At 71.3% G+C, this 19,338-nt stretch carries 19 protein-coding genes; 8 read left to right on the plus strand and 11 right to left on the minus strand.

What is annotated here, in order from left to right; translation table 11 throughout:
- Window positions 1-3 precede the first annotated feature (3 nt).
- The 3 genes from ACIRR8_RS23920 to ACIRR8_RS23930 all read right to left on the minus strand — a co-directional run bounded on the left by ACIRR8_RS23920 (window position 4) and on the right by ACIRR8_RS23930 (window position 2,490).
- Window positions 4-633 (minus strand): MBL fold metallo-hydrolase, encoded by a 630-nt coding sequence (locus ACIRR8_RS23920; RefSeq protein WP_404068233.1) that lies wholly within the window; start codon window positions 631-633, stop codon window positions 4-6.
- Window positions 633-1,718: an S-(hydroxymethyl)mycothiol dehydrogenase gene (locus ACIRR8_RS23925; RefSeq protein WP_404068235.1), complete on the minus strand. Its 1,086-nt coding sequence runs from the start codon at window positions 1,716-1,718 to the stop codon at window positions 633-635. Before ACIRR8_RS23925 ends, ACIRR8_RS23920 begins: the two co-directional genes overlap by 1 nt.
- 70 nt (window positions 1,719-1,788) lie before the next feature.
- Complete coding sequence (locus ACIRR8_RS23930; RefSeq protein ID WP_404068238.1) at window positions 1,789-2,490, minus strand: FadR/GntR family transcriptional regulator; 702 nt, start codon at window positions 2,488-2,490, stop codon at window positions 1,789-1,791.
- A gap of 131 nt (window positions 2,491-2,621) precedes the next feature.
- Between ACIRR8_RS23930 and ACIRR8_RS23935 the strand changes: the two genes are divergently transcribed.
- Both ACIRR8_RS23935 and ACIRR8_RS23940 read left to right on the plus strand, forming a co-directional pair.
- Entirely contained in the window at window positions 2,622-3,131 is a 510-nt protein-coding gene (locus tag ACIRR8_RS23935) for a gluconokinase (protein ID WP_404068241.1), read from the plus strand.
- Between the two features lie 11 nt (window positions 3,132-3,142).
- Window positions 3,143-4,540 (plus strand): GntP family permease, encoded by a 1,398-nt coding sequence (locus ACIRR8_RS23940; RefSeq protein ID WP_404068244.1) that lies wholly within the window; start codon window positions 3,143-3,145, stop codon window positions 4,538-4,540.
- A 79-nt stretch (window positions 4,541-4,619) separates the two neighbouring features.
- Here the strand turns inward: ACIRR8_RS23940 and ACIRR8_RS23945 are convergent, their stop codons facing one another.
- Together ACIRR8_RS23945 and ACIRR8_RS23950 are read right to left on the minus strand one after the other, a co-directional pair.
- On the minus strand, window positions 4,620-6,200 hold the full coding sequence (locus tag ACIRR8_RS23945; RefSeq protein WP_404068246.1) for an APC family permease: 1,581 nt from the start codon (window positions 6,198-6,200) through the stop codon (window positions 4,620-4,622).
- 68 nt (window positions 6,201-6,268) lie between these two features.
- Entirely contained in the window at window positions 6,269-7,240 is a 972-nt protein-coding gene (locus ACIRR8_RS23950; RefSeq protein WP_404068249.1) for a hypothetical protein, read from the minus strand.
- Between the two features lie 204 nt (window positions 7,241-7,444).
- Between ACIRR8_RS23950 and ACIRR8_RS23955 the strand changes: the two genes are divergently transcribed.
- Window positions 7,445-7,888, plus strand: a complete 444-nt coding sequence (locus ACIRR8_RS23955) for an ASCH domain-containing protein (RefSeq protein ID WP_404068252.1) — start codon at window positions 7,445-7,447, stop codon at window positions 7,886-7,888.
- A 144-nt stretch (window positions 7,889-8,032) separates the two neighbouring features.
- Here the strand turns inward: ACIRR8_RS23955 and ACIRR8_RS23960 are convergent, their stop codons facing one another.
- Window positions 8,033-9,688 (minus strand): FAD-binding dehydrogenase, encoded by a 1,656-nt coding sequence (locus tag ACIRR8_RS23960; protein ID WP_404068255.1) that lies wholly within the window; start codon window positions 9,686-9,688, stop codon window positions 8,033-8,035.
- 119 nt (window positions 9,689-9,807) lie between these two features.
- Here ACIRR8_RS23960 and ACIRR8_RS23965 point away from each other — a divergent pair, with 119 nt between their 5' ends.
- From ACIRR8_RS23965 to ACIRR8_RS23975, 3 genes are read left to right on the plus strand one after another with little or no spacing between them, the layout of a single operon-like run.
- Window positions 9,808-10,317 carry an NUDIX hydrolase gene (locus ACIRR8_RS23965; RefSeq protein WP_404068257.1) on the plus strand — a complete coding sequence of 170 codons (510 nt, stop codon included), beginning with the start codon at window positions 9,808-9,810 and terminating at the stop codon, window positions 10,315-10,317.
- 18 nt (window positions 10,318-10,335) lie between these two features.
- On the plus strand, window positions 10,336-10,731 hold the full coding sequence (locus ACIRR8_RS23970; RefSeq protein ID WP_404068260.1) for a YidH family protein: 396 nt from the start codon (window positions 10,336-10,338) through the stop codon (window positions 10,729-10,731).
- On the plus strand, window positions 10,728-11,063 hold the full coding sequence (locus tag ACIRR8_RS23975; protein ID WP_404068263.1) for a DUF202 domain-containing protein: 336 nt from the start codon (window positions 10,728-10,730) through the stop codon (window positions 11,061-11,063). Before ACIRR8_RS23970 ends, ACIRR8_RS23975 begins: the two co-directional genes overlap by 4 nt.
- Window positions 11,064-11,167: 104 nt before the next feature.
- Here ACIRR8_RS23975 and ACIRR8_RS23980 read toward each other — a convergent pair whose 3' ends face one another.
- Complete coding sequence (locus ACIRR8_RS23980; RefSeq protein ID WP_404068265.1) at window positions 11,168-12,103, minus strand: NADP-dependent oxidoreductase; 936 nt, start codon at window positions 12,101-12,103, stop codon at window positions 11,168-11,170.
- Between the two features lie 162 nt (window positions 12,104-12,265).
- On the opposite strand from ACIRR8_RS23980, the gene ACIRR8_RS23985 reads away from it, so the two are divergent.
- Together ACIRR8_RS23985 and ACIRR8_RS23990 are read left to right on the plus strand one after the other, a co-directional pair.
- Window positions 12,266-13,288: a phosphotransferase family protein gene (locus tag ACIRR8_RS23985; protein ID WP_404068267.1), complete on the plus strand. Its 1,023-nt coding sequence runs from the start codon at window positions 12,266-12,268 to the stop codon at window positions 13,286-13,288.
- A 6-nt stretch (window positions 13,289-13,294) separates the two neighbouring features.
- Window positions 13,295-14,509: an acyl-CoA dehydrogenase family protein gene (locus ACIRR8_RS23990; RefSeq protein WP_404068270.1), complete on the plus strand. Its 1,215-nt coding sequence runs from the start codon at window positions 13,295-13,297 to the stop codon at window positions 14,507-14,509.
- A gap of 63 nt (window positions 14,510-14,572) precedes the next feature.
- Here ACIRR8_RS23990 and ACIRR8_RS23995 read toward each other — a convergent pair whose 3' ends face one another.
- The 4 genes from ACIRR8_RS23995 to ACIRR8_RS24010 form a co-directional block, all read right to left on the minus strand.
- On the minus strand, window positions 14,573-15,901 hold the full coding sequence (locus ACIRR8_RS23995; RefSeq protein WP_404068273.1) for a M28 family metallopeptidase: 1,329 nt from the start codon (window positions 15,899-15,901) through the stop codon (window positions 14,573-14,575).
- A gap of 270 nt (window positions 15,902-16,171) precedes the next feature.
- Complete coding sequence (locus ACIRR8_RS24000; protein ID WP_404068276.1) at window positions 16,172-16,765, minus strand: TetR/AcrR family transcriptional regulator; 594 nt, start codon at window positions 16,763-16,765, stop codon at window positions 16,172-16,174.
- A 49-nt stretch (window positions 16,766-16,814) separates the two neighbouring features.
- Window positions 16,815-18,500, minus strand: a complete 1,686-nt coding sequence (locus ACIRR8_RS24005; protein ID WP_404068279.1) for an AMP-binding protein — start codon at window positions 18,498-18,500, stop codon at window positions 16,815-16,817.
- A complete protein-coding gene (locus ACIRR8_RS24010; protein WP_404068282.1) occupies window positions 18,497-19,270 on the minus strand; it encodes an SDR family oxidoreductase in 774 nt (257 codons plus the stop codon). The genes ACIRR8_RS24005 and ACIRR8_RS24010 overlap by 4 nt, the downstream gene beginning before the upstream one ends.
- Between the last annotated feature and the right edge of the window lie 68 nt (window positions 19,271-19,338).

Below are 19,338 nucleotides of genomic sequence, written 5' to 3' on the forward strand. Positions count from 1 at the left end.
TCGTCAGTGGCCGCGCTTGATCCAGTCGTCGAGCTGCGGGGCCTCCGCGCCGATGGTGGTGGGGTCGCCGTGGCCGGTGCGGACCTTGGTGTCGCCGGGGAGGGTGAGCAGCCGGTCCCGGATCGAGTCGATGATCGTCGGGAAGTCCGAGAAGGAGCGGCCCGTGGCGCCGGGGCCGCCCTGGAAGAGCGTGTCGCCCGTGAAGACCGTCCCCAGCTCGGGGGCGTAGAGGCAGACGCATCCGGGTGCGTGGCCGGGGGTGTGCAGGACCGTGAGGGTGGTCCCGGCGACGGTGAGTTCCTGGCCGTCGGCCAGGGGGCCGTCCGGGGTCCGTTCCGGGTGGGTCCGGAGCCAGAGCGGGAGGTCGTGCGGGTGCAGCAGGATCGGGGCGCCGGTGGCCTCTGCGAGGGCCGGGGCGGCGTCGATGTGGTCGTTGTGCGCGTGGGTGCAGACGATGGCGCGCAGCGTACGGCCGCCGAGCGCGGCCTCGATGGCGGCGGCGTCGTGGGCGGCGTCGATGACGATCGCCTCGGTGTCGTCGCCGACGATCCAGACGTTGTTGTCGACGTCCCACTCGCCGCCGTCGAGGGCGAAGGTGCCGGAGGTGACCAGGTGGTCGATGCGGGCGGTCATCAGAAGACCACCACCGAGCGGAGGACGTCGCCGTCGTGCATCCGGGCGAAGGCCTGCTCGACGTCGCCGATGCCGATGGTCTCGGTGACGAAGGCGGCGAGGTCCAGGCGGCCCTGCTGGTGGAGGTCGACGAGCATCGGGAAGTCGCGGGAGGGCAGGCAGTCGCCGTACCAGGAGGACCTGAGCGAGCCGCCGCGGCCGAAGACGTCCAGGAGCGGGAGTTCGAGCTTCATGTCCGGGGTGGGGACGCCGACGAGGACGACCGTTCCGGCGAGGTCGCGGGCGTAGAAGGCCTGTTCGTAGGTCTCCGGGCGGCCGACGGCCTCGATGACGACGTCGGCGCCGTTGCCGTCGGTGAGCGCGCGGATGGCCTCGACCGGGTCGGTGGAGCGGGAGTTGACGGTGTGGGTGGCGCCCATCTTCTTCGCCGTCTCCAGCTTGCGGTCGTCGACGTCGACCGCGATGATCTTCGCCGCTCCGGCCAGCCGGGATCCGGCGATCGCCGCGTCGCCGACGCCGCCGCAGCCGATGACGGCGACCGAGTCGCCGCGGCCGACCTGGCCGGTGTTGATGGCGGCGCCGATGCCCGCCATGACGCCGCAGCCGAGGAGTCCGGCGACCTCGGGTGCCACCTCGGGGTCGACCTTGGTGCACTGGCCGGAGGCGACGAGGGTCTTCTCTGCGAAGGCGCCGATGCCCAGGGCCGGTGACAGCTCGGTGCCATCCAGCAGCGTCATCTTCTGCTTCGCGTTGTGGGTGTCGAAGCAGTACCAGGGGCGGCCGCGCAGACAGGCACGGCACTGACCGCACACCGCACGCCAGTTGAGGATGACGAAGTCACCGGGAGCGACGTCGGTGACGCCTTCGCCGACCGAATCCACGACGCCCGCCGCCTCGTGGCCGAGGAGGAAGGGGAACTCGTCGTTGATCCCGCCCTGCTTGTAGTGCAGGTCGGTGTGGCAGACGCCGCACGCCTGGATCTTGACGACGGCCTCTCCAGGGCCGGGGTCGGGGATGACGATCGTCTCGACCCGCACCGGCTCGTTCTTCCCGGGTGCGATGACCGCTTGCACCTGCTGTGGCATAACCCTGCTCTCCCTGCTCCCGCGCTTCGCGAAGATCGCTCGCGGACCACCGTACGCCCCGGAGCACCCTCTACGGAGCGAGCACGTCCAACTCGTGCAGGGCGCCGACCGCGATCTCCTTGGTGATGCGCTCGGCCGCTTCCGGGTCGCCCTCGCGGACCGCTTCGGCGAGGCGTACGTGGAGGGTGACGGCGGCCGGGTCGGGGTCCTCGAACATCACCTGGTGGTGGGTGCGGCCCGCGAGGACCTCGGCGACCACGTCCCCGAGGCGGGCGAACATCTCGTTGCCGGAGGCGTTGAGGACGATGCGGTGGAAGGCGATGTCGTGTTCGAGGTAGCCCTCCAGCTGCTGGCCGCGCGAGGTGGCGACCATGCCGAGTGCGCGTTCGGTGAGCTCGGCGCACTGCTCCGCGGTGGCGTGGCGGGCGGCGAGGGAGGCGGCGACGGGTTCGATCGCGGAGCGCAGGACCGTGAGGGAGCGCAGCTGGCGCGGGCGGTCGGAGCCGGCCAGCCGCCAGCGGATGACCTGGGGGTCGTAGACGTTCCAGGCCTCGGTCGGGCGGACGGTCACGCCGACCCGGCGGCGGGACTCGACCAGGTGCATGGACTCCAGGACCCGGACGACTTCGCGGATCACCGTACGGGAGACGTCGAAGCGCTGGGCCAGCTCGTCGGTGCGTAGGACGCTGCCCGGCGGGCACTGGCCGGAGGAGATCTCCAGACCCAGGGTGTCCAGCACATGTGTATGCAGCCCCTGGCTCTGTGTGGTCATGGGTCAAGCCTACGGGGCGGCCCCCGGGAGTAAAAAGTACGACGTATGTGTCACAGACTCTTGAATAAGTCGTACCTAATGGGTTTCAGTAGCGCGACGGACCGATGTCGAAGAAGACAGCGAGGCACCCCATGAGCACCCCCCACGTCGTCGTGGTGATGGGCGTAGCAGGAACCGGCAAGACCACGATCGGTCCCCTGCTCGCCGCCGAACTCGGCGTTCCGTACGCCGAGGGCGACGACTTCCATCCGCCGGCGAACATCGCGAAGATGTCGGCCGGCACCCCCCTGGACGACGACGACCGGTGGCCCTGGCTCGATGCCATCGGTGAGTGGGCGCACGGGCGGGCGGGGCTCGGCGGGGTGGTCTCCAGCTCGGCGCTCAAGCGGTCCTACCGGGACCGGCTGCGGGCCGGGGCGCCCGACGCGCTGTTTCTGCATCTGACCGGCGACCGGACGCTGATCGAGGAGCGGATGGCGGACCGCAAGGGCCACTTCATGCCCACCGCGCTGCTCGACTCCCAGTTCGCGACGTTGCAGCCGCTCCAGGCCGATGAGGCCGGGGTGGACGTCGACGTGTCCGGCACCCCTACGGAAATCACCCAGCGAGCCGTCGCCGCACTGCGCCGGCTCGACAGTTAAGGACCATCACCGTGACCAGTCTCAGCGTCGAGATGCTGGCAGCGGACGCCGCCGAACCGATCACCTCGGCAGGCAACGCGCAGTTGGGCATCGCCGTCCTGGCGGGCATCGCCGTCATCGTTCTCCTGATCACCAAGCTCAAGATGCACGCGTTCCTGGCGCTGACCATCGGTTCGCTGGCGCTCGGCTCCTTCGCCGGAGCGGCCCCGGCCGACACGATCGCCAGCTTCACCGCGGGCCTCGGCTCCACCGTCGCGAGCGTGGGCGTGCTCATCGCGCTCGGCGCCATCCTGGGCAAGCTGCTCGCCGACTCCGGCGGGGCGGACCAGATCGTCGACACCATCCTGGCGAAGGCGAGCCGGGGGGCCATGCCGTGGGCGATGGTCCTCATCGCCTCCATCATCGGTCTGCCGCTCTTCTTCGAGGTCGGGATCGTGCTGATGATCCCGGTGGTGCTGCTCGTCGCCAAGCGTGGCAACTTCTCCCTGATGCGGATCGGGATCCCGGCGCTGGCCGGGCTCTCCGTGATGCACGGCCTCATCCCGCCGCACCCCGGCCCGCTGGTCGCGATCGACGCGCTGGACGCCAATCTCGGTGTGACGCTGGCGCTCGGTGTGCTGGTCGCCATCCCGACCGTGATCATCGCCGGACCGGTCTTCGCCCGGTACGCCGCGCGCTGGGTGGACATCGAGCCGCCGGAGAAGATGATCCCGCAGCGCCCGTCCGAGGACCTGGACCGCCGCCCCAGCTTCGCCGCCACCCTGGTGACGATCCTGCTGCCGGTGGTGCTGATGCTGCTCAAGGCGCTCGTCGAGATCGTCGTGGACGATCCGGAGAACAGCGTCCAGCGGGTGACGGACGTGATCGGCTCGCCGCTGATCGCGCTGCTCGCCGCCGTCCTGCTCGGGATGTTCACCCTCGGCCGGGCCGCCGGTTTCACCAAGGGCAAGCTCGCCGGGACGGTCGAGAAGTCGCTCGCCCCGATCGCCGGGATCCTGCTGATCGTCGGCGCCGGCGGTGGCTTCAAGCAGACGCTGATCGACGCCGGGGTCGGCCAGATGATCCTGGACTTCTCCGAGAACTGGTCGATCCCCGCGCTGCTGCTCGGCTGGCTGATCGCCGTCGCGATCCGCCTCGCCACCGGCTCGGCCACGGTCGCCACGATCTCCGCCGCCGGTCTGGTCGCCCCGCTCGCGGCCGACATGTCGACCTCGCACGCGGCCCTGCTGGTGCTGGCGATCGGTGCCGGTTCGCTCTTCTTCAGCCATGTGAACGACGCCGGGTTCTGGCTGGTGAAGGAGTACTTCGGGATGGACGTCGGCCAGACCGTGAAGACCTGGTCGGTGATGGAGACGATCATCTCCGTGGTGGCCATCGCCTTCATCCTGCCGCTGTCGCTGCTGCTGTAGCGGCTTCCGTACGGCAAGAGAAGAGCGCCCGCCCCGGTGCCGTCACCGGGGCGGGCGCTCTTACGTAAGTACGAAGAGGTCAGCGGCGGGTGGCCTCGCTCTCGGCCGCCTTCTCCAGCTGGAACGCCTCGTTGCCGAGGCCGATGCGGGCGTGCACCTCGGGCTTGACCTTGCGCAGGACCGCTCCGTAGACGAGGCCGCCGATCAGCGCGAGGACGATCACGCCGGGCAGCAGCCAGTTGAGGACCGAACCGTCGCCGGAGCCGACCAGGACGTCGAAGTCGCGGACGGTGAAGACGGCGATCGACAGCAGCGCGATCCCGGCGAGCCCGGAGGCGACCAGGCGCGGTGCCTGGACCCGGCCCGCGCCGCGTTTGACGAAGAAGGCGATGACGGCGAAGGAGGCGGCGGCCATCAGCAGGATCACGCCGAGCGCGCCGACGTTGCCCATCCAGGTGAACAGGCGCAGGACCGGGACGGTCGGGTCGCCGATGTGGTTGCCGTCGCTGACGGCGAAGGCCAGCACGATGACGACGGAGATGGCGGACTGGAGCAGCGAGCCGATGCCCGGTGCGCCGCTCGCGCGGTTGGTACGGCCGAAGCGGGCGGGCAGCAGGCCCTCACGGCCCATGGCGAACGCGTAGCGGGCGACCACGTTGTGGAAGCTGAGGAGGGCGGCGAACATGCCGGTGACGAAGAGGATGTGCAGCACGTCGGTGAAGGTCGAGCCGAGCCGCTCCTCGGTCAGGCCGAACAGCATGCCCGGCCCCTCCTTCAGCGAGGTGTCGGCGATGAAGCCCGGACCGGCGGCGACGGTGAGGGCCCAGGAGCTGATGGCCAGGAAGAGCGCGGCGTATCCCACCGCCAGGAACATGACACGGGAGACCACGATCTGCGGGCGGCTGGTCTCCTCCGCGTAGACCGGGGCCTGTTCGAAGCCGACGAACGCGGCGATGCAGAAGCAGAGCGCGGTGGAGAGCCCAGCGCCGGTGAGGGTCTCCGGGTTGAACGCCGCGAACGAGAGCCCCTGGGGACCCGGCTCGGAGACGGCGGCGATGTCGAAGATCACGACGAGCAGGCACTCGATGACCAGCAGGACGCCGAGCACCTTGGCGTTGAGGTCGATCTTCAGCCAGCCGAGGATGCCGACCACGACCACCGAGATCAGTGCGGGGATCCACCACTGCACGTCGATGCCGGCGTACGTGGAGAGGATGACGGACACCTCGAAGCCGAGGATCCCGTAGATGCCGACCTGCATCGCGCTGTACGCCACCAGCGCCACCAGCGAGGCGCCGGCACCGGCCGTCGGGCCGAGACCGCGGGCGATGTACGCGTAGAAGGCGCCGGCGTTGTGGACATGCCGGCTCATCTCCGCGTAGCCGACGCTGAACAGCATCAGGACGGCGCCGAGGATCACGTAGAGGAGAGGCTGTCCGACGATGCCCATCACGCCGAAGACCGTGGGCATCACCCCGGCGACCACCATCAGCGGGGCGCTGGCGGCGAGCACGGAGAGAAGCAGGCCGGGGGTGCCGAGGCGGTCGGCGCGCAGAGCGCGCTCCTCACCCTTGTAGGTGTTGATCCCGCCGGTGTCACCGGTCTGCCGGGTGGTGCCGGTCTGCCGGGTCCTGCCTGGAGATGAACTGCCCGTCGACATGGCGGGGGTGGTCCCTTCTTCGGTCTTCGGTTCTCGGTGTCCGTCTTCGGTTCTCGGTGAGGCGCTGGTCAGGGCGTGCCGAGTGCGTGGTCGCGGGCGGCGGTGAACGCGGCGTACGGGTCGCGGCCGGAGTACGACCAGGGCGCGGCCGTGGCGTGCGGGCCGATGCGGTGGAAGAGGGCGGCGGCCTCGGCGATCCGGCCCTCGCAGACCTTGGCATGGGCCAGGAAGTTGAGGTCGACGCGGTGGCGCGGGTGGTCCTCGTGCTCCCACTCCAGCCACCAGTCGAAGGCCGCCTTCATCACCTGCCGGGCCCGCCTGCCCGACCAGTGCCCGGACGCCACCGGGTCGTCCGGTTCGCTGCCCGCCGCCACCAGTACGCGGTAACGCTCGGCGTGCGCGATGACCGGGAGGACGGCGAGCGGCGAGTCGGCCGGGGCCTGTTCGGCGGCCCAGGCGGCGAAGTCGTACACCTCGTGGAGCGGATCCTGGCCGCTGTCGGGTCGGCTCTCGGCCAGTTGCGCGGTCATCACGTGGTGGGCGTGGTGGTGCTCGGGGTGGCGGGAGCGGACCTCCTCGAAGAGCCGGCCGGTCTCGTCGCCGCCGTCCTCGCGGCCCCGGTCCAGGAGGAGCAGGGCCAGCCACGGGGTGGGGTCGTCGGGCGTGATGCGGGCGGCGGCGAGACAGGCCTGCCGGGCGCGGGCGGCGTCGTCGGGCCTGGCCTTGGGCCGCAGGGCCCGTACGACACAGGCGCAGCCGAGGAGGGTGGTGGCGTCGGCGCTCTCGGGTTCGGCGAGCAGCCAGTCGCCGGCCCAGTCCGCGGCGGAGGGGATCTCGGCGAGGGCCAGGAGGCGGTGTCCCCGGCGGTCCCAGTCCTTGCCGGTGGCCACCAGCAGGGCCCGGGCGGCGCCCCAGCGGCCCTGGGTGAACTGGCTGCGCGCGTCGATGAGTTCGCGGTCGTCCAGAGCCGGGTCGAAGGCGTGGTCCGAGCGGCCGCCCCGGCGGCGGGAGCGGCCCAGGGGCGGCGGAGGCGGGGACATGCCGCAGACTTCTTTCGACGCGGTGTGCGAGCAGATGATCGCGCACAGCCAAGCGGTAGGGAATGCTCCGAGTCAAGAGGAGGTCTCTACCAACTCCACTCCGTTTTCGGATAGTTGGCTGGAAGTCATCGGACCGCGAGAGGTGTTTGCGCAGCGTGCGGGTGGGGTGGGCGGGCAGGGAGTGAGGCCTGACACACTGAGGGGATGGAGCCTCGCGAACCTCTCGCCCCCTTCCTTCTCGCCTTTCCCGGCCCGTTGCGCGACCGGCTGGTGGCGGCGGTCCTCTCCGGTGAAAAGGTGTCCACGTCCGGGCTGTTGGCCGAGTACGAGCTGGAGGGCGAGGAGCTTCCGCCGGTGGGCGAACGGTCCGCGCTGATCGACTCGGAGGGGCGGGAGGTGGCGGTGCTGGAGATGACCGAGGTACGGGTGCTGCCGCTCGGGGAGGTCGATCTGCAGCATGCGCTGGATGAGGGCGAGGGATATCGGTCGGTGGCCGAATGGCGTGCGGGGCACGAGGCGTTCTGGCACGGGCAGGAGATGCGGGAGGCGATGGGGGACCCGGCGTTCACGGTGGACGACGGGACGATGATCGTGGCTGAGCGGTTTCGGGTGGTGGAGGTGTTGGACGGGGGCGAGGTCTCCGGCTGAGCGCTTCCGCCGGGTGCGCGGGTGAGCCTCCGGCCGGGCGCCCCGCTCCTCGATCGCCGGAGGGGCTTGAATTGCGGGCCCGGGCCGCTCCGTGAGGGAGCGGCTTGAATTGCGGGCGCGCTCCTCGATCGCCGGAGCGGCCCGTCAGGAGACCGCCTTCGCCGCCGCCCTTCCCGCCGCTCGGCCCGAGAAGATGCAGCCGCCCAGGAACGTGCCCTCCAGCGAGCGGTAGCCGTGGACTCCGCCGCCGCCGAAGCCGGCCGCCTCGCCCGCCGCGTACAGGCCCGGGAGCGAGGTGCCGTCCGCGGTGAGGACCTGGGAGGAGAGGTCGGTCTCCAGGCCGCCGAGGGACTTGCGGGTCAGGATGTTGAGGCGTACGGCGATGAGCGGGCCCGCCGCCGGGTCCAGGATGCGGTGCGGTTTCGCCGTGCGGATGAGGCGGTCGCCGAGGTAGGCGCGGGCGCCGTGGATCGCGGTGACCTGGAGGTCCTTGGTGAAGGGGTTGGCGATCTCGCGGTCGCGGGCGGTGATCTCGCGGCGCAGGTCCTCCGCGTCGATCAGACCGTCGCCGCTCACCGCGTTCATGCCCCGGACCAGCGCGTCGAGGTCCTTCTCCACCACGAAGTCGGCGCCGTGGTCCATGAACGCCTTGACCGGTGCGGGCACGTCCGCGCGGGCCCGGCCGATGACGTCGCGGACCGACTTGCCGGTCAGGTCCGGGTTCTGCTCGGAACCGGAGAGCGCGAACTCCTTGCCGATGATGCGCTGGTTGAGCACGAACCAGGTGTAGCCGTGGCCCGACCTCATGATGTGTTCGAGGGTGCCGAGCGTGTCGAAGCCGGGGAAGAGCGGGACCGGCAGGCGCCGGCCCCGGGCGTCGAGCCAGAGGGAGGAGGGGCCGGGCAGGATGCGGATGGCGTGCTTCGCCCAGATCGGGTTCCAGTTCTCGATGCCCTCGGTGTAGTGCCACATCCGGTCCCGGTTGATGTGGTGCGCGCCCGCCTCCTCCGCGATGCCCAGCATCAGGCCGTCGACGTGGGCGGGGACGCCGGAGAGCAGCTTCTCGGGCGGGGTGCCGAGCCGCTCGGGCCACTGCGAACGGACCAGGTCGTGGTTGCCGCCGATGCCTCCGGAGGTGACGATCACCGCTTGGGCCTTCAGCTCGAAGGTGCCGGTCGCCTCACGGCTGCTGGCGGTGCCTCGCCCGGCCGCGCTCGGCTCCAGGATCTCGCCGGTGACCGTGTCCAGCGCACCGGCCGTGCGCGCGAGGCCGGTGACGCGGTGGCGGAACCTCAGTTGGACGAGCCCCTTGGCGACGCCCGCGCGGACCCGGCGCTCGAAGGGGGCGACGACGCCGGGGCCGGTGCCCCAGGTGATGTGGAAGCGCGGTACCGAGTTGCCGTGGCCGGTCGCGTCGTAGCCGCCGCGCTCCGCCCAGCCGACGACGGGGAAGATCCGCAGCCCCTGCTGGTGCAGCCAGGAGCGCTTCTCGCCGGCCGCGAAGTCGACGTACGCCTCGGCCCACTTCTTCGGCCAGTGGTCCTCCTCGCGGTCGAACCCGGCGGTGCCGTACCAGTCCTGGAGGGCGAGCTCGCGGCTGTCCTTGATGCGCAGCCTGCGCTGCTCGGGCGAGTCGACGAGGAAGAGGCCGCCGAAGGACCAGTGGGCCTGTCCGCCGATGGACTGCTCGGGCTCCTGGTCGAGGAGGATCACGGAACGGCCGGCGTCGACCAGTTCGGCGGTGGCCACGAGTCCGGCGAGCCCTGCCCCGATCACGATCACATCAGCGTCGTACGCCATGGGTTCCATCCTGTCGGGAGGGGCGGGGAAGGGCTGCGGGAAGACAAGTTACCCGTGCGTCAGATCTTGGGTACCGGCCGCTGCCACGTCAACCACCCGGGTGCTGTTGGATGAAACGCATGACGCCATCTGACGAGATCCTGGACATCGTCGACGAGAACGACGAGGTCATCGGCCAGGCGCCGCGCGGTGAGGCGACCGCCCGGGGTCTGCGCCACCGCTGCGTGTTCATCGAGGCGCGGGACGCCGAGGGCCGGGTCTTCGTCCACCGGCGCACGGCCACCAAGCTGGTCTTCCCTTCGTACTACGACATGTTCGTCGGCGGAGTGGTCGGCGCGGGCGAGTCCTACGACGTGGCGGCGCTGCGCGAGGCGGAGGAGGAGCTCGGCGTGTCCGGGCTGCCCGAGCCGGAGCCGCTGTTCCGGTTCCTCTACACCGATGAGAAGCACTCGTGGTGGTCGGCGGTCTACCAGGTGCGGTGCGAGCTTCCGGTCTCGCCGCAGGCCGAGGAGGTCGCCTGGCACACCTTCCTGGACGCCGCGGAGCTGGAAGCGCGGCTCGGCGAGTGGCTGTGGGTGCCGGACGGCGTGGAGGCGTACCGGCGGCTCCAGCGGTTCCGGGCACTCTGACCTCGTAAGGTGCCCTGTGTGAACAAGATCGCGCAGAGCGTACGCCTGTGGTTCGCGCCGCAGCGGATCCGGGACGAGGGGGCCACCCCGGACTACCGGTTCTCGCTGGCCAACGAGCGGACGTTCCTCGCCTGGATCAGGACCGCGCTGGCGCTGATCGGCGGCGGCTTCGCCGTGGACCAGTTCCTGCCGGAGCTGGCCTGGGGCGTGCGGGCGGGGCTCGCGCTCGGGCTGCTCGTCGCGGGTGTGCTGTGCGCGCTGCGGGCGGTCAACCACTGGGTACGGTGCGAGCGGGCGATGCGGCGCGGCGAGGACCTGCCGGCCTCCCGGTTCCCGGCGGTGCTCGGCATCGTGGTCGCCGTCGTGGCCGTGGCGATGGTGGTGGTGGTCCTCTTCGGCTGGGAGGGGCGGTGACGGCGGCTGTACGGGGCGAGGGCGGGGGTCGGGACCGTGATCCGGGGCTCCAGCCGGAGCGAACCCGGCTCGCGTGGCGGCGTACGACACTCTCCGCCACGGTGGTGGCGCTGCTCGCCGGGCGGCAGGCGCTGCACAGCGGTGCGTCCCCGGTCGCGCTGGTGGCGGTGGCGCTGACCGCGGTGGCCTGGCTGGGGCTTCTGGCGGTGGCGCATCTGAGGGTGCGGCGGCTGGATGTGGCGCGGCCGGATCCGCTGGCTCCGCGCGGGGCGCTGACGGCGGCGCTGTGCACGGTGGCGTTCGCGGTGTTCGCGGTGGCGATGCTGTTCTGAGTGCGCCCGGGGTCGTGGCGCCGGTCTGAACCGCGCCTGGGGCCGTGGCGCTGGTCCGAGTACGCCTGGGGCCGTGACGCTGCTCTGATCGCACCTCGGATCGTTCAGCCGTCCCAGTCCACGGTGACGACGATCTTGCCGCGCGTCCGTCCCTCCTGGTTGAGGCGGTACGCCTCGGCCGCCTGCTCCAGCGGGAAGACCCGGTCCACATGGACGGTGACGATGCCCTGTTCGGCCAGCTCCGCGAGTTGCGCCAGGTCGGCGGCGTCGGGCCGGACGAAGGCGTAGCGGCCGCCGTACGAGAAGACCTCGCTGTCCGCGATCGAGGCGAGCCGCCCGCCCTCGGCCAGCGTCTCGGCCGAGACCCGCAGCGCCTCGCCGCCCACCGTGTCGAAGGCGGCGTCGAAGCCGTCGGGGGCCAGTTCCCGCAGCCGGTCGGCGAGGCCGTCGCCGTACTCCACGGGTTCGGCCCCGAGGCTCCGCACATGCTCGTGGTTGCGCTCGCTCGCGGTGCCGACGACCCGGCAGCCCTCGTGGCGGGCGATCTGCACGGCGAGCGAGCCCACCCCGCCGGCCGCCGCGTGAACGAGGACGGTGTCGCCGTCGCGGATCTTCAGTGTGCGGTGCAGCACCTGGTACGCGGTGAGCCCGGCCAGCGGCAGCCCCGCGGCCTCCTCGAAGCTGAGGCTGAGCGGCTTGCGGGCGAGGGTGCGGACGGGTGCGGCGACGTACTCGGCGAACGTACCGCGCGAAAGGAAGTCCTCGCGGACGTAGCCGATCACCTCATCCCCGACCGCGAACTCGTCGACGGCGACGCCCGGTTGCACGACGACCCCGGACACGTCCCAGCCGGGGATCACCGGGAAGACCGCTTCGAGGCCACCCTGGAGGTAACCCTCCCGGGCCTTCCAGTCGACCGGGTTGACGGCGGCGGCCCGCACCTTCACCAGGACCGCGTCGGGGCCGACCTTGGGGTCGGGCCGCTCGCCGTACCGCAGGACGTCCGCCGAGCCGTACGCGTCGTAGCTGATCGCCTTCATCCCTCGACCTTCCGGGCAGAGCAAGGTCACCGCAACTCGGAGCGCACGACTTCCGGTGTCGGATCATGGGCACCCACTGGACGACATACCGACTGGTCGGCATCATGGTCGGCGACCGTGGTCACGGTCGCCGCTCGTCCCATCGCACCGGAGGTAGGCCCCATGAGTCCCGTCCCCCCACCAGGTCTCGACCCCGAGCTGCTGCGCGGACACCTCGACCGCGAGCGCCCCGGGCTGGTGCGCGGGCCTCTTGAGGCGCGGCTGATCGAGGGCGGCCGCTCGAACCTGACGTACACGGTCACCGACGGGGCCGGCCGCTGGGTGGTGCGCAGGCCGCCGCTGGGCCATGTGCTGGCCACCGCGCACGACATGAAGCGCGAGCACCGCGTGATCAGCGCGCTGCACCCGACCGCCGTCCCGGTGCCGGAGCCGGTGCTGTTCTGCGAGGACGAGTCGGTGCTCGGTGCGCCGTTCTACGTCATGGAGCACGTCGAGGGCATCCCGTTCCGGACCGCCGAGCAGCTCGCGCCGCTCGGTCCCGAGCGCACCCGGGCCGCCGTCCTCGCGCTCGTCGACACGCTGGTCGACCTGCACGCGGTGGACCCGGAGACGGTGGGGCTCGGGGACTTCGGGCGGCCGGAGGGGTTCCTGGACCGGCAGCTGCGGCGCTGGGGCAAGCAGCTGGACGGCTCGCGCAACCGTGAGCTGGCCGGCATCGACGAGCTGCACGCCGCCCTCGGCCGCGAGCTGCCCGCCTCGCCCGCGCCCACCGTCGTCCACGGCGACTACCGCCTGGACAACGTGCTGCTCGGCCCCGACGAGCGGATCAACGCCGTCCTGGACTGGGAGATGTCGACGCTCGGCGACCCGCTGACCGACCTCGGGCTGCTCGTCATGTACAGCTCCGATCTCGACCTGCCGCACTCACCCGTCTCCACCACCAGCGGTGCCGCCGGCCACCCCTCCCCCGCCGAGCTGATCGAGCGGTACGCCGCCGGGTCGGGCCGGGACACCTCCGCCATCTCCTGGTACACCGCGTTCGCCTGGTTCAAGCTCGCCGTGATCCTGGAGGGCATCCACTACCGCTACACCCTCGGCCAGACCGTCGGCGCGGGCTTCGATCAGATCGGCGATCTGGTCCCGGTCTTCATCGAGCACGGCCTCACCACCCTCCAGGAAGGCTGATCACCCATGGACTTCGCATTCGACGCCCGTACCGAGGAGCTGCGGTCCCGGCTGCTCGCCTTCATGGACGAGTACGTGTATCCGGCCGAGCCGGTCGCCGAGGAGCAGCGGGCGCGGCTCGCCTCGCCGTGGGACACGCCCGCGATCGTCGGGGAGCTGAAGGCCGAGGCGCGGCGGCAGGGGCTGTGGAACCTCTTCCTGCCGGACGCGGAGTACGGGGCCGGTCTGACGAACCTCCAGTACGCCCCGCTCGCGGAGATCACCGGCCGCTCCCCGCACCTCGCGCCGACCGCGCTGAACTGCGCGGCGCCGGACACCGGGAACATGGAGGTGCTCCTCCAGTTCGCCACCGACGAGCAGAAGAAGCAGTGGCTGGAGCCGCTGCTGGCCGGGGAGATCCGTTCCGCGTTCGCGATGACGGAGCCGGAGGTGGCGTCATCGGACGCGACGAACATCGAGACGCGGATGATCCGGGACGGTGACAACTACGTCATCAACGGGCGCAAGTGGTACATCTCCGGGGCGATGAACCCCGACTGCGCGGTCTTCATCGTGATGGGCAAGACCGACCCGGACGGCGCCGACCTCCGCCGCCAGCAGTCGATGATCCTGGTGCCGCGTGACACACCGGGTGTCGAGGTGCGGCGGGCGATGCAGGTGTACGGGTACGAGGACCACTCCCACGGGGGCCACGCCGAGGTGGTCTTCCACGACGTACGGGTGCCGGCCGCCAACCTGATCGGTGAGGAGGGCGGCGGTTTCGCCATCGCGCAGGCGCGGCTGGGTCCGGGGCGCATCCACCACTGCATGCGGCTGATCGGGATGGCGGAGCGGGCGATCGAGCTGATGTGCCGTCGCGCGGTGTCCCGTACGGCGTTCGGCAAGCCGCTCGCCTCGCAGGGCGTCGTACAGAACTGGATCGCGGACGCCCGGGTGACGGTGGAGCAGCTGCGGCTGCTGGTGCTGAAGACCGCCTGGCTGATGGACACGGTGGGCAACAAGGGCGCGCACACCGAGATCCAGGCCATCAAGATCGCCACTCCGCGCGCGGTGGTGGACATCCTGGACGCGGCGGTGCAGCTGCACGGCGCGGGCGGGGTGAGCCAGGACTTCCCGCTGGCGGAGCTGTGGGCCTCGGCGCGGACCCTGAAGCTGGCGGACGGGCCGGACGAGGTGCATCAGCGGTCGCTGGCCCGCCGGGAGATCAAGCGGTACGTGTGAGAACCGGGTGCGGCCCCCTCCCGTAGAACCGTGGGAGGGGGCCGCACCAGGGTCACGTCACCGTCAGAAGGTGAGCTTCCAGCTGTCGATGTAGCCGGTGTCCTGGCGGGCGACGTCCTGCACCCGGAGCCTCCAGACGCCGTTGGCGGCCTTGGCGGAGGCGTTGACGGTGTACGTCGTGATGACGTTGTCCGCCGAGTCGCCGCTGCTGGAGTTCTTCAGCCGGAAGGCGGCGCCGTCCGGTGCCAGCAGGTCGATGACGAGGTCGCCGCGGTAGGTGTGCTTGATGTCCACGCCGACCTGGAGTGCGGCGGGGGCGTTGCCGGTCCGGCCGGAGACGGTGACCGGGGAGGTCACGGCCGCGCCGGCGTCCGGGATGGCGACATCGGCGTCGTTGGAGAAGACGGTGCCGGTGGGCGGCTCGCCCGTGGAGCCCGCGGAGAGGGTCCAGACGGCGTGGGCGACGGCGTCGCTGTTGCGGTCCAGGGCGGTGTCGTTGATGTTCGCCGTGGTGTCGCAGGAGGTGTGGTAGCAGCGGTCGAAGGCCTGGCCCTGCATCCCTCCCCACTTCTGCACCTGGGCCGCGGTCTTGGTGCGGCTGGCGCCGGTGAAGAGGCCGCCGACGGGGACGCCCGCCGACTTGAACGGGGCGTGGTCGGAGCGGCCGTCGCCCTCGGTCTCGATCTCGGTGGGCACACCGAGGCCCGCGAAGTAGTCCTTGAAGGTCTTCTCGATGACCGGGTCGTCGTCGTAGACGAAGTAGCCGGCGTTCGGCGAACCGATCATGTCGAAGTTGAGGTAGCCGGAGATCTTCGAACGCTCGGCGGCCGGCAGGTTGTTGACGTAGTACTTCGAGCCGATCAGCCCCAGCTCCTCCGCTCCCCACCAGGCGAACCGCAGGTGCTTGTCGGGCTTGTAGCCGGCGCGCGAGACGGCGAGCGCGGTCTCCAGGACGGCGGCCGAGCCGGAGGCGTTGTCGTTGATGCCGGCGCCGGAGGAGACGGAGTCCAGGTGGGCTCCGGCGAACAGGACCTTGTTGGGGTCGCCGCCGGGCCAGTCGGCTATGAGGTTGTAGCCGGTGGCGCCGCTGGAGGTGAACTGCTGGAGCGTGGTGGTGTATCCGGCCGCGTCGAGCTTGGCCTTCACGTAGTCGACGGACGCCTTGTAGCCGGGGCGGCCGTGGGCGCGGTTGCCGCCGTTGTTCGCGGCGATCGTCGAGAACTGCGTGAGGTGGGCCTTGACGTTGGCCAGCGGGATGTCGGGCGCCGCGACGGCGGCGGCCGGGGCCGGGGCCGCCTGCGCGGTGGGCGCGGCGGACCCGAGGAGGGCTGCGAGGGCGACGGCGGCGACGGCCGCCGGGGATCTGCGCAGGGTGAGGCGGTTCGGTCTCATGGTGGGGCTCCGGATTCCGTTCGGGGACTGACGGAACGTGCGGGGGGCACCCGGCCGCGTGGAACGTACGGCCGGGTCCTGGAGCTGGTGGTGCGCACCGCGAGGCCGACGGCCGGTGCGATGCGTGACCGATGGTCAATGAGGTGACAGTGTCCCGTCAAGAGCGGAAAGCGGACATGCCAGTTCCATTAACGAACACATATCGGCGTTTGGATGTGTTCAACCGGCCCTGAACAGGCCGGTGTCACTCGCTCTCCTGGACTCGGCGCGCTACGGGCGCAGAGCGCGCAGCAGCAGGTCCGCGAGGTGGTCGGCGACCTGCTGGCGGGTGAGCGGGCCGTCCGGGCGGTACCAGGTGGAGAGGTGGTGGACCGATCCGAAGTGGTAGTCGACCACCAGGTCGGCCGGGGTCGCGGTGGAGAACACGCCGCTGCGCTGGCCCTCCTCGATCAGCGCCCGGAACCGCTCGTGGTAGCGGCGGCGCTCCACCCGCACCTGCTTGTTCTTCTCCGGGCTCAGGTGGTGCATGGAGCGGAAGAAGATCGCCGCGTCGTCCAGGTTGTCGATGGTCGTGACGACCACGTCGGCGGCGGCGTCGCGCAGCCGCTGCTCGACCGGCGCGTCGGCGTCCGCGAAGGCGTCGAGCCGCTCCTGCTGGAGCCGCAGCACCCGGGCGTACACCTCCTGGAGGAGGTCCTCCTTGGAGCCGAAGTAGTGGTAGAGCGCCCCCTTGGTGACGCCCGCCGCCTCGACGATCTCCTGGACCGAGGTGCGGTCGTACCCGCGCTCGGCGAAGAGCCGGGTGGCGGCGGCCAGCAGCCTCTGGGGGACGGGAGTGCCGTTCTGCTCCGTCGCCTTGGCCATGAGCCGCCACCTGCCTTTCATACCGTGCGTTCGCTGTTTCTACGTGGTTCTAACGGGAGGAACGCAGTTCCCGCCTGAGGATCTTCCCACTCGCCGTCTTCGGCAGCTCGGCCAGGATCTCCACCTCGCGCGGATACTTGTAGGCGGCGAGCCTTTCCTCGCAGTACGTCCCCAGCTCGCCCGGTTCGACGGATGTGCCCGGACGCAGACTGACATAGGCCCGTACGGTCTCCCCCCGGTAGGCGTCGGGCACGCCCACGACGGCCGCCTCGCGCACCGCCGGGTGGGTGTACAGGACGTCCTCCACCTCACGCGGCCAGACCTTGAAGCCGGAGGCGTTGATCATGTCCTTCTTGCGGTCGACGACGTAGAGCCAGCCCGCCTCGTCCATGAACCCGATGTCGCCGGTGCGCAGCTCGCCGCCCGGGAAGGCGGCCTCGGTGGCCTCGGGGAGGTTCCAGTAGCCGGAGACGACCTGGGGCCCGCGCACCGCGATCTCGCCCTGCTCGCCGAACGGCACCTCCTGCCCGGTCTCGTCGAGGATCCGTACGACGGTGTCGGGGCCGGGCACGCCGACGGAGAGGGTGCCGGAGACCGGGTCCACCGGGGCCTCGCGCTCGGGCGGGACCGCGGCGCAGGGGGCGGTGCACTCGGTGAGGCCGTAGCCGTTGCGGATGTACGGGCCGAAGCCGGCGCGGAACCTCTCCACCAGCGCGGGCGGCAGCGGGGCGCCGCCGGAGGAGATCACCTGGAAGGAGGCGAAGTGGTCCGGGGTGACCTCCGGATGGGCGGCCAGGGCCATGAAGGCGGTGGACGGGCCGACGGTGTACGCGGGGCGGTGGGCGGCGAAGGCGTCGAGGACGACGCCCGCCTCGAAGCGGTAGGCCAGCACCAGGGTGCCCGCGTTGGTGATACAGGCGGCGAGCTGGCAGACCATGCCGGTGATGTGGAAGAGCGGGGCGAGCGCGAAGTAGGCGGAGCCCTCGGCCACGGGATGCCCGGTGCGCTGCCGCTCGGCGTTGACCATGATGTTGGCGTGGGAGTTCATGGCGCCCTTGGGGGTGCCGCTGGTCCCGGAGGTGTAGCTGATCAAGGCCACGTCGGCGGCGGTGAGCTCCCGGCCGTCCGGGGGCGCGTGGCCGGCCCGGGCGACGGTGAGCAGGTCGTCGGCGAGGTCCTCGGGGCCGGGGGCGGGGAGCCGCTCGAAGCAGAGGACGCGGGGGTCGTTCCGGCTCTGGAGGTCCAGCTCGCAGGCGGTCAGCGCGATGGTGAGGTCCGGGGCGGCCTCTGCGGTCTCCCGCAGATACGCCGCCCAGGCCCGGTCCGAGCAGATGAGCGCGGTGACCCCGGCGTCCTTCAGTACGTGCCCGACCTCGCCGGACTTGTACATCGGATTGAGCGGTACGACGGTGGCCCCGGCCTTCCACGCGCCGAGGAGCGCGAGGACGAAGTGCGGGCTGTTCTGGAGCATGATCGCGACCCGGTCGCCGCGCCGCACGCCCCGGGCTGCGAGGTGTCCGGCGACCGAGTCGGAGAGCGCGTCGGTCGCGCGGTAGGTCAGGCGGCCGTCGAAGTAGGCGAGGGCCGGGTGGTCCTCCGGAGCCCGCGCGGCGGCGTCCCGGAAGGCGTGGAGCACGGTCGGCGGCGGGGTCACCGGGGCGCGCTGGGCGTCGCTGAGGAGGGCGAGCCAGGGCTGGGCGGCGTAGCGGGAGGGGACGGGACCTGTGCCGGTCATGCGCCGCTCGCCTCCTCCCACTTCTGCTGGAGGCGGTTCATGCTGCCCATCCAGCGGTCGGGATCGGCGGCGCGCGCCTGGTAGTAGCCGGCGACCTCCGGGTGCGGCAGGACCAGGAAGCGGTCGGCCGCCATCGCGTCGAACAGCGCGTCGGCGACGGCGTCCGGCTCGATGGCCCCGGGGGCGAGCACCAGCTCGCCGGCCGAACCGGCGGCGGTGAGCATGTCCGTCCGTACGCCCTGCGGGCAGATGGCGTGCACCTTGATGCCGCGGTGGCGGTAGGTGAGCGAGAGCCACTCGGCGAAGGCGACCGCACCGTGCTTGGTGACGCTGTAGGGGGCCGCGCCGATCATCGTCAGCAGTCCGGCGGCGGAGGCGGTGGTGACGAACCGCCCGCCGCCGCGCTCCAGCCAGTCCGGCAGGAGGGCCTTCGCCGCCCGGACATGGGCCATCACGTTGACGTCCCAGGCGGCGGCCCAGACCTCCTCGTCGGCGAACGCGTCGCCGGGCGAGGCGAGTCCGGCGTTGGCGCAGTAGACGTCCACCGTGCCGTCCAGCGCATCCCGGGCCGCTTCCACGATGCCCGAGGCGTCCCCGGCCACGGCGGTCCCGCCGATCTCCTTCGCGAGCGGCTCGATGCGCGCGAGGTCGAGGTCGTTGACGACCACCCGCGCACCCTGCTCGGCGAACCTGCGGGCCAGAGCGGCGCCGATGCCGCCTCCGGCTCCGGTGACCACCACGCCGGCGCCTCGCACCGTATCCATCGTCATCCCGCCTTCCGGTCCGTCTGCACCGGCAGACTAACCGGTCGGTATGTGATCGGGGAAGGGTCGGGAGG

The organism is Streptomyces sp. NPDC101178 (genome assembly GCF_044767965.1).
Lineage (GTDB): Bacteria > Actinomycetota > Actinomycetes > Streptomycetales > Streptomycetaceae > Streptomyces.